This is a genomic window from Mesorhizobium bavaricum (assembly GCF_056781655.1).
In genome coordinates, this window is sequence record NZ_JBXAYV010000002.1 from 230,525 (window position 1) to 243,646 (window position 13,122).

Consider the following 13,122-nt stretch of genomic DNA (forward strand, 5'->3'; position numbering starts at 1 on the left):
ATGAATCAAGGTGTGGGTGCACTCGAAGCCGGTGAAAGCGTTGTCGACCAGGCTGATTTCGAAATGATCCGGGAGGTCGCTCAGGCCTTTGTCGCGAAGGAGCTGACCACAAAAGTCGTCCGCCAAGCCGAACATGGCGACTGGAGCGCCGCAAACGGGCTCTGGAAGGCGGTCGCCGACTTGGGTTGGATTAGCCTGCTGGCTCCCGATGCGTTCGGCGCCCAGGGGCTGCCCGTTGTCGCCATGATTGCAGAGGAGCTGGCCACCGCGGCGTTTCCGATGCCCTTCGCGGAAACTGCAGCCTTTGTCATTCCCCTTCTGGCAAAGTTTAACGACGGATCCCTCTACGAATTGATCGAAGCTGTCACCACCGGCCAAAAGCTTATAGCGATTGCCATGCCGGCGAATGGGCTGCCAGCAAGCGCAGAAGACTGCGCCATCACACCATTGGCCGATAACGAAAGCGGTAAGCCATGGGTCGCCGAGCACCTTGAGCGTGCCGATGCGGTCCTTATCCCCGTACAGGCGGACGTGGGTGTTGCGTTGGCGCTGGTGCACAAGCCCACTGCCGGATGGGGCGGAGCGGCGAACCCGGATATCACCAACAATGGCTATCGAACACTGGATTGGGTGTCTGTGGCCGACGGCGAGACCATTATCATTGGCAATGGTGATTGCCGATGGGCGGACTTGGAAGCAGCGCTCAACGTCCTGCGCGCGGTCCTGGCAGCCCAGGTCGTTGGTCTTTCCCGAGGGGCACTGGACCTAGCCGTTGCCTATGCCAAGGAACGAGAGGCGTTCGGAGTGGCCATTGGCTCGTTCCAAGCCGTCCAGCAGCGACTTGCGGAGGCGTATATGGAGAACTTCGCCGCGCGTCTGCTCGTCGGAAACGCAGCGATCTCTCCCACTCCTGTTTATGTGGCCATGGCTTCGATCCAAGCCGGGGAGAGCAGCCGCAAATGCACTTTCACGGCGCAGCAGATTTGGGCAGGTATGGGGTACACGCTCGAAACGGATGTGCAGCTTTACTTTCGGCGAGCCCGTGCTCGGCAGCTGCTTCTCGGTTCGCCCTGGCACCACCGGGAAACGGTTTGGCACGAGGCAGCTCAACAAAAATGGGCAGTTTAGCATCAGCGGCGCGAAATTGCGCGGTTGGCGACTTCCCGAAACGTCCAAGAGGCACGGACATGTTCCAGACCAAACTGACCAGACTTCTTGGCATTCAGCACCCCATTATCTGCGGGGGCATGTTCCGGATCGGGCGTGCCCCACTGGCCGCAGCTGTATCCAATGCAGGTGGGCTAGGCATCATTACATCCGCAACTTTCTCTGATCTCGAGACCTTCTCGTCAGAAATCAAGATGTTACGAAGGCTTACCGGAAAGCCTTTTGGCGTGAACATCAACCTCTTTCCCACGGCACGACAGTACGCCCCCGCCGATTTCCTAGAGGTTTGTATCAATGAAGGCGTACCCGTTCTTGAGACTTCGGGCCAAAATCCAGAGGCCTACATTGAACGGATTAAGAAGGCGGGCCTGAAGATCATACACAAGGTGCCTGCCGCCCAGTACGCCCTCAAGGCTCAGAGCATCGGGTGCGACGCCGTCGCCGTGGTAGGAAACGAAACGGGCGGCCATCCTGGAATGACCGACGTGAGCACTCTGATCATGGTGCGGCAGGCCGCTTCGCGGATCGACATCCCCCTTATTGCCGGCGGAGGATTTGGCGACGGCGAAGGGTTGCTGGCTGCATTAAGTCTAGGCGCCGACGGGATCGTCATGGGGACGCGGTTCCTGGCGACGCAGGAGGCGGGCGCCCACCAGGCCGTCAAGGACTGGATGGTAGCTGCGAAAGCCGAGGATACTTTAATCGTACAGAAATCGATCGGCTCGCCGATGCGTGTAGCCAAGAACGCACTCGCAAGCAGGGTCGTGCAAATGGAAACCGCGGGCGCTGGCTTAGAGGAGCTCTTGCCCCTGATCACCGGCAGCCGGAATCCCTCAGTCTACTTTGAGGGCAAACTCGATGATGCGATATGGTCCTGCGGACAAGCTGTCGGCTTGATCAATGACGTGCCCAGCTGCGCAGAACTCATTGATAGGATCATCGCGGAAGCTTCGGCTGCGTTGGCGGCCATCAACGCCAACGTGGCGTGACGCGCGAGGCTCGGGCCAATCTTCCACGCGCTATCGATCTAGAACCGTCTTGGAGCAGGGCTCCGGCTTTACTCTAGCATCGTTTCAAACAGCCAACGCCGTCAGCAAGGATCAGCGGATGTCAGGATCAGCAACACGGGAAGTGGTGAGGCTCGAGAGGCGGGGGGATATTGGCATCATCGTTATCGACAACCCGCCAATCAATGCCGGTTCACTTGAGGTTCGTCACGGGCTGCTGAAGGCGGTACTCTCCGTAGACTCTGATGAGGAATTGGCGGGTGGCCTGCTGATCGGCGCTGCCACGATGTTCATGGCCGGCTCCGACATCCGCGAATTTGGAGCCCCGCTGAAGGACCCGCAACTTCCATCGGTCATAGCTGCCATCGAGGAGAGCACCAAGCCGTTCGTGGCTGCAATTGCCGGCGCGGCTTTGGGCGGAGGGTATGAGCTTGTACTAGCTTGTGATGGCCGCGTTGCCAGTCCCGACGCTGTGGTCGGCCTTCCGGAGACCACCCTCGGCCTTATTCCGGGGGCCGGGGGTACACAGCGCCTTCCGCGTCTGGTTGGGCGGGAAAAAGCAGTGGAGCTCATTTGCGCGGGCACTCGCGTACCTGCAATCGAAGCCGTCAAGTTAGGCATGATCGACGCGGTGGCCGAGCGAGATCTGGAATCTGAAGCCCTTGCTTTCCTGACCAGCCTTCAGTCCGCCAAACGCAAGGTATCCGACAAGCCGGTTCCGGAATGCGAACCTTCCTCATTCGCAGACACGAAGGCTCGAGCGCTTAGTTCCGGCCGCCATCGGCCGCACATCGTGGCGGCGATCAACGCAATCGAACAATGCGGCCGCTTGCCGTTCAAGCAAGGCCTAGCTGACGAACGGGCGGCGTTTCAAAAGCTGAGAAAGGGGCGAGAGGCTTCGGCCCTCCGCCATCTGTTCTTCGCAGAGCGCAAAGCTTTGAAAGCCGCTGAAGCCGCCGCGTCCAGAGCCAACCCGGTCGATGTGGTTGCTGTGATCGGCGGGGGCACCATGGGGGCGGGGATTGCAGCTGCGCTGCTTGGGGCTGGAAAATCCGTCATCATCGTGGAAACCACTTCTGATGCCGGGGCCAGCGCACTTGATCGCGTCCAGAAAGGATTTCAGCGACGCGTCGAGCGCGGTCGACTTGATCCCGCACAATTGGGCCATTTTCTATCCCGGCTTACAGTCACCACAGATGCCCGGCGTGTTGGGGAGGCCGATGCCGTCATCGAAGCCGTCTTTGAGGATATCAGCGCAAAGCAGCAGGTATTTGAGGCCCTTGGGAGCGCAGCGCGACTCGGCGCGGTGCTTTTGACGAATACGTCGTACTTGTCGGTCTCCGAGATCGCAGCGTTTTCCGGCCGCCCCCAAGACGTGGCGGGAATGCATTTCTTCAGCCCGGCTGATGTGATGCGCCTTATTGAGGTCGTTCGACATGAGGGTACGTCCCCGCATGTGACAGGCGCGGCCTTTGACCTCGCGCTCAGAATGGGAAAGCTGCCTGTACTCTCCAAGGACTCGTTCGGATTTATCGGCAACCGCATATTCGCGGCGTACCGCCGCCAGTGCGAATTCATGCTGGAGGAGGGTGCGCTACCGCAGGAGATTGACTCTGCGCTGGAAGCGTTCGGATTTGCCATGGGTCCGTTCGCCGTGGCTGATTTGTCGGGCCTCGACATCAGCTGGCGCATGCGCCAGGCGACAGAGTCACTTCGCAAACAAACAGATCGCTATGTCGTAATCCCGGACCTTTTGTGCGAGGCCGGCAGGTTCGGCCGCAAGACAGGAGCCGGTTACTATCTGTACCCGGCTGCAGAAAGACGCGGCGAAGTTGACCCCATCGTCACCGACCTCATCATGAAGGCGTCTAGCGACGCGGGGCGCGTTCGTCGCTCGATCTCAGCTTCAGAGATCGTCAACCGCGCAATGGCCGCCATGGCAAGCGAGGCTGCATGGGTTATTTCCGAAGGCGTAACTCAGTCGCCGTCCGATATCGACCTGGTGCTGACCAATGGTTACGGGTTCCCCAAGCATGAAGGGGGAGTTCTCTTCTGGGCGCGAAATCAGGATCGCGCATCGTTGGACGCCGCTTTTGCGACCCTCTCCCAAAGCCACGCTCCTGGCTTCAACGTTGGGCCGGTGACAGCGCTTCTGCTGGATAAAACCGAGAGGGCTGCATGACATGGCCGAGGCCTATATCTGCGACTACATCCGCACTCCGATCGGTCGCTTCGGCGGCTTGCTGTCTTCGGTGCGCGCGGACGACCTCGGCGCGATACCCCTGAAGGCACTGGCCGAGCGCAACGCCGGCATCGACTGGCAGGCGATCGACGACGTCGTCTATGGCTGCGCCAACCAAGCCGGCGAGGACAATCGCAACGTGGCGCGCATGGCGCTGCTGCTGGCCGGCCTGCCGAAAGAGATTCCTGGTTCGACCGTCAACCGGCTGTGCGGCTCCGGCATGGACGCGCTGACTATCGCCGCGCGCGCCATCAAGGCCGGGGAAGCGGAATTGATGATTGCGGGCGGCGTCGAGTTGATGAGTCGGGCGCCCTTCGTCATGCCCAAGGCCGACGCGGCGTTTTCGCGCAATGCCGAGATTTACGACACCACCATCGGTTGGCGCTTCGTCAACCCGCTGATGAAGAAGCAGTATGGCGTCGATTCGATGCCGGAGACCGGCGAGAACGTCGCCGAGGATTTTTCCGTGTCACGCGCCGATCAAGACGCCTTTGCGGTGCGCAGCCAGGACAAGGCGGTCGCGGCACAGGCCAATGGAAGGTTGGCCAACGAGATTATCCCGGTGACGATCCCGCAGCGCAAGGGCGATGCGGTTGTTGTCAGCAAGGATGAACATCCTCGCGCGGGCACCACGATCGAGGCGCTGGCCAAACTGCCGACGCCGTTCCGGCAAGGCGGCACAGTGACCGCCGGGAATGCCTCCGGCGTCAATGACGGCGCGGCGGCGCTGATCGTCGCCTCGGAAGCGGCCGTGAAGAAATACGGCCTGACGCCGATCGCCCGCATTCTCGGCGGAGCCGCCGCCGGCGTTGCGCCGCGCATCATGGGCATCGGCCCCGCGCCGGCGACACAAAAACTGTGCGCGCGGCTTGGCCTGACGCCGCAACAGTTCGATGTCATCGAGCTCAATGAAGCCTTTGCCTCCCAAGGCATAGCCGTGCTCCGCGCCCTCAACGTTAGAGAGGACGCGGAGCACGTGAATCCCAATGGCGGTGCGATCGCGCTCGGCCATCCCCTGGGCATGTCGGGCGCCCGCATTGCGGGAACGGCAGCGCTGGAGCTGCGCGAGCGTGGTGGCCGCTATGCGCTGGCCGCCATGTGCATGGGTGTTGGTCAAGGCATCGCTGTGGCGATTGAGCTATCCTAGCCGACGCTTCTGTCAAAGCGCGCCGAGCAGAAATGGCCGACCTGTTTTATGCCCCGGGCTCGGTGCGTCCTGCAGAGGCGGGGCGAGCGACCCTGGAGCGCTCCCGCCCACCCCTTCGACGGCCTTATTTAATCTCCCGCCTCATGCAGTCAAACGGAGATAGCGTGGCCGAGGCATGCAAAATGCGGCCTTCTACGGTGGTTAGGGAGGCTCGTTGCCGGCGATCACCGTAGACTGCTAGGCTAATCAACAAGATCAGGCAAAGCGTCTTCGACGATGCTCAGATTTCGATCGAAAGTCTCGGTGTCGGATGCGGTTGCGCGCAGGGACCGGACCTTGTTCAGGATCGCCGCAACCGCTGCTTCCTTGTCGGGCGCTATGCGTGTTGTCACCGCTTTGGCCGCCAAAGCAGAAAAATCTACGGCGGTATAGACCGGTATCGCCGCAGCGTCGGTTGCTTTCAGGCGTTCTTTTACGCTTGCGCGCCGGCCCGGCGGCGGAGCTAACCGGCCTGCCTTTACGGCAAATGTCGCGCCGCGCCGCAGGCGGGTCTGCAAGAGGCCTGAGCGGTACGCGGACACTGTCGGCACCATGGCCGGGAGCGCAGAAGATGGAACCGCCGCAGCGGAGTTCAACGCAGGACCTTTCGTGCGCGAAACATCCCTAGAGGAGGGCAGAGGCATGTATGCGCGTTTGGCGAGGTGACCGTCGGCGAAATAGAAATTTCGGGTGCCGAGGATCGGCAGTTCGCCGCGCGGCAATATGATGACCTTGTTCTTGTCTAGCGTCCGGATTTCATCCGGCCGCATGAGGGGCCGCCGCACTTCCTTGCGGTGTTCGGAGCGCGTGTAATAAGTGTCGAACAACGTTGCCTTGGTGCGCGTCACGTCCTTTTGCACGTCCGACGTTTCGCCGAGCTGCTCGGAAACGTAGCGCAGATCGTCAACGTCCTGCGCACCGAAAAAGATCTGCACGCGAGCAGCGTTGATGAGTGTCTTGCGCCCTTCCTGGCGATAGATCTCGTCTACAGCCTTCAGCGACTGCACGAAAAACCACATCGAAACGCCGTTGCCGCCGAGCACGCTCGCCATTTCGGTCACGTTCTCGAGCTTGCCGAGGTTCTGAAACTCGTCGAGCATCACAAGCACCGGATGCTCATCCGGCTGCGGCATGGTTTCAGACATGAAGTTCATCATCTGCGTGATCAGGACGTTGAACAACGGTCCAAGCGACGTGATCTGCTCGCGCCGCACGTCGAGATAAAGGGAGATCCGATCGCGCTTGAGAGTCCGAATATCGAACGTGCTGTGCGACGTAGCTCGCATCAGTCGCTCGTTGAGAAAGGGGGCCATGCCGGTGCGTACGCCGGCGTAGATCCCGGAGAACTGCCGTTCAGACATTTCAAAATAGGGCAACAGGGTTTGCAGCGTAAAATGCGAACATTCGCGGCGGCGTTCCTCGCGCAGCGAGCCGATGAATTCGAGGAGCGGCTGCTCGGCGCCGTTCATGATCTCAAGGATTGTGGCAAAGGTCTTCTTCTCGTTCGGGATCGCGGGCGATTCCATGACGAAGGACGCAATACCGGTAAAGAGGAGGCGGGCATCATTAACCCAATAGGGATCCGCGTTCGAAGGGGGGCGCGGAAACAGCGCCGCAGCGATGTTGCGAAGGTCGATGTCGCGCTGCGCCGAATCCAGCGAGATGAAGTCCATGGGATTGTAGCATGCGATATTGCCGTCCGGATCAGCCGGCGCAAAACGCACCACGCGGCTCATGGTCGAGCGGTAGCCTGCGGTCGCTGCATAGGTCTCGCCCCGCAGGTCGAGAACCACCAGCGAATGCGGCCAGATCAAGGCGTTCGGGATGATGAGAGACGTACCCTTACCGGAGCGCGGCGGCCCTATGACGAAGCCGCCGATATCATCGCCATCAATCCACAATTTGTTGCCACCAATCAGCTTGCGCTGCGTCAAGTGGATTTTGCCGGAGCGCTGATCGCGCCTGGGCGACAGAATTTCGGCGAGCTTGCCGCCAGCTCGACCGACGAAGACGCCGCCCACTTTCGTAAGGCCGGTTTTCGATATGTCGCTCATAGTCATGAAGCGAGAGTCATTGCGCTTTCTCGGACGCATGAGAAACAAGCTGACAAGTGGCAAGAGAAACCCAACAAATCCCGCCGCAATGGCGTATTGCACCCGGTCAAAATTTCTTGCAGTCACGTCAGCCCAGGCCAGACGAACAACCGGCAAGGGATTGGCGTTCAGCTGGTCAAACAGGACGTGGGAGCCAGTCCGGTACCAATCTGTCGCGACATAGGCGACCGTGAAGAGCAGGGCGCCCATGGCCATCGCCATGAGCACCATGAAAATTGCTGTTGCGACTTTCTGCATAGGTGTCCCCGTTAGATTGTCTCCGCCTTGGTGAACTTGATCTCGCTGATGCCGCGCCGGCCGCCTTCGGTACGGACCATCTGGACGACCACCGGAATGACCTCGCGCAGGTAGTCGAGGATTTCGCTCCGTGAGAGGCCCGAGCTGCCCTGCATGACCATGAGCGCCAGCCGCTCGTAGGCGGAGCGGGCGGAATTGGCATGAACGGTGGTGAGCGAACCAGGATGGCCGGTGTTGATCGCCTGGAGGAACGCGAAGGTTTCGGCGCCGCGTAACTCGCCCAACAACAAACGGTCGGGTCGCATGCGAAGCGAGGCTTCGAGAAGCTGTTGCGCGGAGACTTTGGCAAGGCCCTGGTCGCCCTTCGAGGCTATCAGCGTGACGTTGTTGGGAGCCGGCAGCCTCAGTTCGCGGGTGTCTTCGATCGTGATGATCCGTTCATGAGGCGGGATCTCCTTCAGGAGTGCATTCAAGAACGTCGTCTTGCCGGTCGACGTGCCGCCGGAAACGACGATCGAGACGCGGTTGCGCACTGCATACTGCAGGAACTCCATCGGCGACGTGTCCTGCAACATCTCGACAAGTCGCTTTTCTTCGGTTGAAAGCGCCAAGCCGGCGCCCATCGCCGTGTTCTCGAAGGCGCCGAGATCCTTGTAGGCATCAAGGCTCATATCCATGATGACCTGCTTGCGGATAGAGATCGCCCCGCCTTCGGGAGCCGCGGGCGGCAAGATGCATTGGATGCGCTCACCTGAGGGTAGGGCAGCCGACAGGACCGGCTTTTCTTCGTTGATGACCTGATTTGTCGCCGAGGCGACGCCCGTCGAGATATGCCTAATCCAGCCAGGCGTGACCTCGCGCTGGACGACGTGCTCCATTTCCTTAGCGCCGAGGCGTTCGATGAACAATTCACCTGGCCTGTTGATCGCAATCTCGGAAACCGAGTCTTCGTTCAAATACGACCATATTGGCTCCAGATGAGCGCGCAGCACCGGGGCTCTTGCCCAAGGGTCGGGGAGGGGATGCACGGCGTTCATTTCACCGGCCTCCCATAGCCGGGATTAAAATGATCCTTTGGCGTCGCGTAAAGAGGCGTCGGATCGATCGCGGTCTTCGGCCGCCCACCTGCCTTCATTCGTGCAACTTCTTCCTGAACGGGATCGGCGTACAAATCCGAGAAATCGAGATCTCGCCGCACCAGCACGACAACCGATGTGCCCTGGTCGACATAGACTGTCGGGCCAATGTTCTGCGTGTCGCGAAACGCCTCTTGCGCGAGTTGCTGCAGGGCGGTCGATGACTTATCGAACGCGATGCCCCGGGCGTCGCGCTGCGAGCCATTGCCACCATAAGTTACGGTCGTGGTCTCACCGGTTACGGGATCGATCGTCGACACCTGGCGCTGTTGTCCATCCTGGCTGCTGTCGCCAAGCGAGGACAGATATTCGGAGACACCGCCAACAACGGAAAGCATGATGGCGTTCCCGTACCTTTCAACCCAGTGCGTGTCGACACGGCCGCCCATGCCACCGCGGCCGAGCGCGTCTGCACCAGGCGACTTGATATCAACGGAAATGCCGTCCGAGCGAATGACCCTGTTCCAGACGATGAACACACGCTTTTGACCGCGCGCGAGCCCTGAACGATATTCTCCGGTCAGGCGCGACCCCTTCGGAATGAGGATCCGCCTGCCGTCGAGCGAAAACACGTCCTCACGCACGACAGCACGCACCGCGCCGGGAAGGTCGGTGTTAACAGCGGTTTCCAAATAGCCGCGAAGGATCGTTCCTTCAGGGATCAACGCGTCGGTACGCCGGAAGACCCTGGCCTTGACGATGCCGGAAGAACTTGCCTCGGACTGCGCCAGGAACACCTTGTTGGGATCACTGTCGGCGCCGGGGACCGGGATGATCTGACCGTCGGGCGCGATTTCGACCTGTGCCGCCTGGGCGCCGGCGTCCGTCGAGCCGGTTTCACCATTCGTCACCATCTGGTTCGAGCGCAGCCGTTCCCACACGGCTTTTTCATGCTCGGCGGCCTCAGCCTTGCGGCGAGCCTCGTCCTCAGCCGCGGCCTTGCGGCGGGCTTCTTCCTCCTCGGCCTTGCGGCGAGCTTCCTCGGCCGCCATTTGTGCCTCCAGCGCGCGGCGCTGCGCATCAAGGTCCGCGCCCTCCTGCACGGTCTGATCGACGTTGTCGGCTTGTTGCGTGCCCTTCTGGTCCTCAGCCGGTGGCGGCACCACGATCTGGTCGATCGTGCCGTCGGCAGGTTGAGGCGGCTCGTTCAACGCCGGCGGGCGAAACTCCGGCGGGTTGAAGTTTTCCTCGCCATCGCTGCGAAGATCGCGCGATACCGGCTCTCGAGGCCAATTCAGCCATATCAACGCGCCTACGAGCACCACGCCGAGGCCGACCAGGGCGATTTTGGTACCCACACCCGCACCACGGCGCGCGACCGTCGGGCTGCCGTCCAGTTGGTTATAGTCGATCTGTGTCATCATCGCCCCCCGCTGGACCAGAACAGGGTAGAACCGCGTGTCAGTTTCGTTGGACCGTAGACCTGCTCGACCGGATCGATAGCGTTGGGTCGAGCCCGGTTGTACAGGCAAAGCGTCTTGCCATCGGCCCGTAAGGTGAATTGCCGTGCTACCTTGTCGATGACGGTGTATTTGCCCTGAGTGCGAACGTTGACCAGCGACTCATGGCGCTTGTCGTCGACCACGAAAATCGCCGGAATGTCGCCCCTGAACTCCAGAAACACCTTGGTGCCGTCGTCGAACACGGTGCGCGGCTTCATGCTGTCGTCGCCCTTGTAGGCATAGTCATAGTTGAGGTCGGCATAATTCAACTCCTTCAAATCCGGATCCGCGGCGCTCTCCTTGGCCTGGGAAAGCAGGCGCGCATTGATATCCTCGTCCGGGTATTTGAACCGGACCTGGAAGGATGCTCGGTCACGGCTATTGTCAGTCGCCTGCAGCAGCAGGGAATAGACGCGCCGGTTGGTGACCACGTTGACGTTGGTCCATGCATCGCGCTCCAGCGGCTTGACGAAGAGGAACCGCGATCCGCGCTTGGGGATGATTGACCAGCCTTTAGTGTCGCCGGCGGAGACAGTTTCGATGACTTCGGTCGGACTGAGTTCGACCATGGTTGAAATGCCAAGAGCGGCGCGCACCGACGTCACGTCGTCATTGTTGAAGGTGACATATCGGATGCGGCCATCGCGCGCCGTCGCGCTGTGGGTTGCGCAGAAGAGAAGGGCGGCACACAGCGCTAGCTTCACGCACCGTCTCATTGCAGGCTGCCCGCGGCCGGCGCCGATTCCTGGTCGCGCCGGTAATCCGTAACCTGAAATCCCAACGGGTTGTCGAAACGCCATTCGTTCTTGAGCGGCGTGGAGGTGTAGCGGAATTTTATCACCGCCACCCAATTGTCGGCCGTGGACGAATTATCCCGACGCGTCGTCGTGGCAAAGCGCACCGAGGCCGTGTTGCGATTGAGCAGGGAAACCGACTTAATCTCGACCGCCACGGTGGCATTGCGGCCATAGATCTTGTCGAGCGACTGCGGATTTGCAGGCGTGAAAAGCCATGTCAAATCCTTGGACGCCGCGTCGGTGGAGTAGAGCTGCGCCAAATCGTAATTCTGTTTCAGTTCACGGGAATCGTAGGTTTCGCGGGCCCTGATGTAGCGCACCAGATTGGCCGCCGTGACGGCCTCGTTCTGCGACAAATCTCCAGGCTTTAGCGCGCGCATGATCTCGAGATAGCCCGTCGATTTGTCGACCTCGACAACGTAGGGTTCGAACTGCCGGAGCGGAAGGATCAGCACGAGCGCCAGCAGCGACAGCACCGCCACCAGTCCGGAAACGCCGCTGACGATCCAGGCCAATGTACGCGATCGCCGCATTGACCTGTGCGTGTCGTCTTCCCAGGTCGCGCCCGCCCTGTAATAGCGTCTGTCGACGAGCTCGCTGCTGCTGTTAGCAGCCGTTTCCGATGGAGTTGACACTTACTATTGCCTCGTTTGAGTGACGCATCCTGATCCAGGGCCGCGATCGATGATCGTTCGTGTGTTCTAGGCCAGAGGCCTGGCGTTATCGCGCGCACCTTGCTGGATGGCGGACCGAGCTGCGTCGTCCGCCCTTGCTGCTCGCGGGGATCGGAAGCTGCTCGCCGCGAGCTGCCGGGCGCCCCGAGCGGCGCGGCCGGCGGCCCATCGGGCACCGGAGTAGCGCAGGGCGTTTCTGCCGAAGTTTCTATAAGGGTTGTATGCGCCCACGGTGCTGAGATACCCGCCGCCATTCAGGATCGAAGCAATCGAGGGTATCTGCATGAGAACGTAGATCCCGATGATCGTCACCAGCACCAAGGGCAGCACCAGCGACATCTTGCTGTCCATGGTCGCTCCACCTGATGTGGCGGTGTTCAGCGCGGCATTGACGAGCGAAAAGTAGAAACCGAGAAAGCCGTAGATCAGGACTTGTTGGATCATCAGAAAGGTTGTCAGCGATAGGAAGCCTTCGCTCATGCGCGAGGACCAGCGGTAAAGCCAAAGAATGATCCATATCGGCGCCAGAGCGAGCGTGATGAACAACATCACCTTGGCGGCGATGATCGCGGCAATGGCCAGCGCTGCGAAGATGATGGCCGACAGCAGGACGAGCAGCGACAAGAGCGCGCCAAAAATGTCGTAGAAGGATCCGCTATAGACCTGATTGGCGACGTCCTGGGCCCCTTGGTAGAGATTGTCGATAAGTGCTGGAATTGCCGCCTGGTCGTTGAGCTGATTGCCGGTGGCCCGCGACACGGCGCCGACGATCACCTTGCCGACCTCATCTGGAATGCTTTGGACAAGCTGGTAGATCGTTGACGAAAATGTGCCCCATCCGGTCAGCAGCAGATAGATGATGACGGCTCGGCCCAGGCGATAGGCCGCTTCGAGTGGCGAAATCGACTCCCGCCCGCTCAGGATCGAATAGCCCCACCACACGATATAGAGGGTCAGCATGAGGGTGAAGACGTTGCCCATCGCATTGCCCAACTGCATATAGACGGTGCGGACGAAGTCCTCACCAATGTTGTCAATGCCACCCAGAATGCTTGCGGCGAGACCGTTCATGGATCCTCGTCAATGATGCTGGCGAACGGCGTTGAATTGACCGGTTTTA

10 protein-coding genes are annotated in these 13,122 nt (G+C 60.5%); 4 read left to right on the forward strand and 6 right to left on the reverse strand.

Translation table 11 applies throughout. The features are described from left to right. The 4 genes from AC1RZR_RS37295 to pcaF all read left to right on the forward strand — a co-directional run bounded on the left by AC1RZR_RS37295 (nucleotide 1) and on the right by pcaF (nucleotide 5,563). Nucleotides 1-1,128, forward strand: a complete 1,128-nt coding sequence (locus AC1RZR_RS37295; RefSeq protein WP_481829658.1) for an acyl-CoA dehydrogenase family protein — start codon at nucleotides 1-3, stop codon at nucleotides 1,126-1,128. Nucleotides 1,129-1,187: 59 nt separating this feature from the next. Continuing rightward, the gene (locus AC1RZR_RS37300; protein WP_481829659.1) at nucleotides 1,188-2,156 is read left to right on the forward strand and encodes an NAD(P)H-dependent flavin oxidoreductase; all 969 of its coding nucleotides are present in this window, start codon (nucleotides 1,188-1,190) and stop codon (nucleotides 2,154-2,156) included. Nucleotides 2,157-2,274: 118 nt separating this feature from the next. Next, a complete protein-coding gene (locus tag AC1RZR_RS37305; protein ID WP_481829660.1) occupies nucleotides 2,275-4,356 on the forward strand; it encodes a 3-hydroxyacyl-CoA dehydrogenase NAD-binding domain-containing protein in 2,082 nt (693 codons plus the stop codon). A gap of 1 nt (nucleotide 4,357) precedes the next feature. After that, nucleotides 4,358-5,563, forward strand: coding sequence for a 3-oxoadipyl-CoA thiolase (gene pcaF, locus AC1RZR_RS37310; RefSeq protein WP_481829661.1), 1,206 nt, complete (start codon nucleotides 4,358-4,360; stop codon nucleotides 5,561-5,563). A gap of 242 nt (nucleotides 5,564-5,805) precedes the next feature. Here the strand turns inward: pcaF and AC1RZR_RS37315 are convergent, their stop codons facing one another. The 6 genes from AC1RZR_RS37315 to AC1RZR_RS37340 all read right to left on the reverse strand — a co-directional run bounded on the left by AC1RZR_RS37315 (nucleotide 5,806) and on the right by AC1RZR_RS37340 (nucleotide 13,073). Further along, nucleotides 5,806-7,953, reverse strand: a complete 2,148-nt coding sequence (locus AC1RZR_RS37315; protein ID WP_481829662.1) for a type IV secretory system conjugative DNA transfer family protein — start codon at nucleotides 7,951-7,953, stop codon at nucleotides 5,806-5,808. 11 nt (nucleotides 7,954-7,964) lie between these two features. After that, nucleotides 7,965-8,990, reverse strand: a complete 1,026-nt coding sequence (virB11, locus tag AC1RZR_RS37320) for a P-type DNA transfer ATPase VirB11 (RefSeq protein WP_481829663.1) — start codon at nucleotides 8,988-8,990, stop codon at nucleotides 7,965-7,967. Beyond that, nucleotides 8,987-10,450, reverse strand: coding sequence for a type IV secretion system protein VirB10 (gene virB10 / locus AC1RZR_RS37325; protein WP_481829664.1), 1,464 nt, complete (start codon nucleotides 10,448-10,450; stop codon nucleotides 8,987-8,989). The genes virB11 and virB10 overlap by 4 nt, the downstream gene beginning before the upstream one ends. Beyond that, on the reverse strand, nucleotides 10,450-11,235 hold the full coding sequence (locus AC1RZR_RS37330) for a TrbG/VirB9 family P-type conjugative transfer protein (protein ID WP_481829665.1): 786 nt from the start codon (nucleotides 11,233-11,235) through the stop codon (nucleotides 10,450-10,452). Before AC1RZR_RS37330 ends, virB10 begins: the two co-directional genes overlap by 1 nt. A gap of 8 nt (nucleotides 11,236-11,243) precedes the next feature. Then, nucleotides 11,244-11,963, reverse strand: coding sequence for a VirB8 family type IV secretion system protein (locus AC1RZR_RS37335; RefSeq protein WP_481829666.1), 720 nt, complete (start codon nucleotides 11,961-11,963; stop codon nucleotides 11,244-11,246). A gap of 66 nt (nucleotides 11,964-12,029) precedes the next feature. Beyond that, nucleotides 12,030-13,073 carry a TrbL/VirB6 family protein gene (locus AC1RZR_RS37340; RefSeq protein ID WP_481829667.1) on the reverse strand — a complete coding sequence of 348 codons (1,044 nt, stop codon included), beginning with the start codon at nucleotides 13,071-13,073 and terminating at the stop codon, nucleotides 12,030-12,032. Nucleotides 13,074-13,122: the final 49 nt, after the last annotated feature.

Coding starts and splice junctions, on each gene's coding strand:
- AC1RZR_RS37295 (WP_481829658.1), top strand. CDS start 1: ATGAATCAAGGTGTGGGTGCACTCGAAGCCGGTGAAAGCGTTGTCGAC.
- AC1RZR_RS37300 (WP_481829659.1), top strand. CDS start 1,188: ATGTTCCAGACCAAACTGACCAGACTTCTTGGCATTCAGCACCCCATT.
- AC1RZR_RS37305 (WP_481829660.1), top strand. CDS start 2,275: ATGTCAGGATCAGCAACACGGGAAGTGGTGAGGCTCGAGAGGCGGGGG.
- pcaF (WP_481829661.1), top strand. CDS start 4,358: ATGGCCGAGGCCTATATCTGCGACTACATCCGCACTCCGATCGGTCGC.
- AC1RZR_RS37315 (WP_481829662.1), bottom strand. CDS start 7,953: ATGCAGAAAGTCGCAACAGCAATTTTCATGGTGCTCATGGCGATGGCC.
- virB11 (WP_481829663.1), bottom strand. CDS start 8,990: ATGAACGCCGTGCATCCCCTCCCCGACCCTTGGGCAAGAGCCCCGGTG.
- virB10 (WP_481829664.1), bottom strand. CDS start 10,450: ATGACACAGATCGACTATAACCAACTGGACGGCAGCCCGACGGTCGCG.
- AC1RZR_RS37340 (WP_481829667.1), bottom strand. CDS start 13,073: ATGAACGGTCTCGCCGCAAGCATTCTGGGTGGCATTGACAACATTGGT.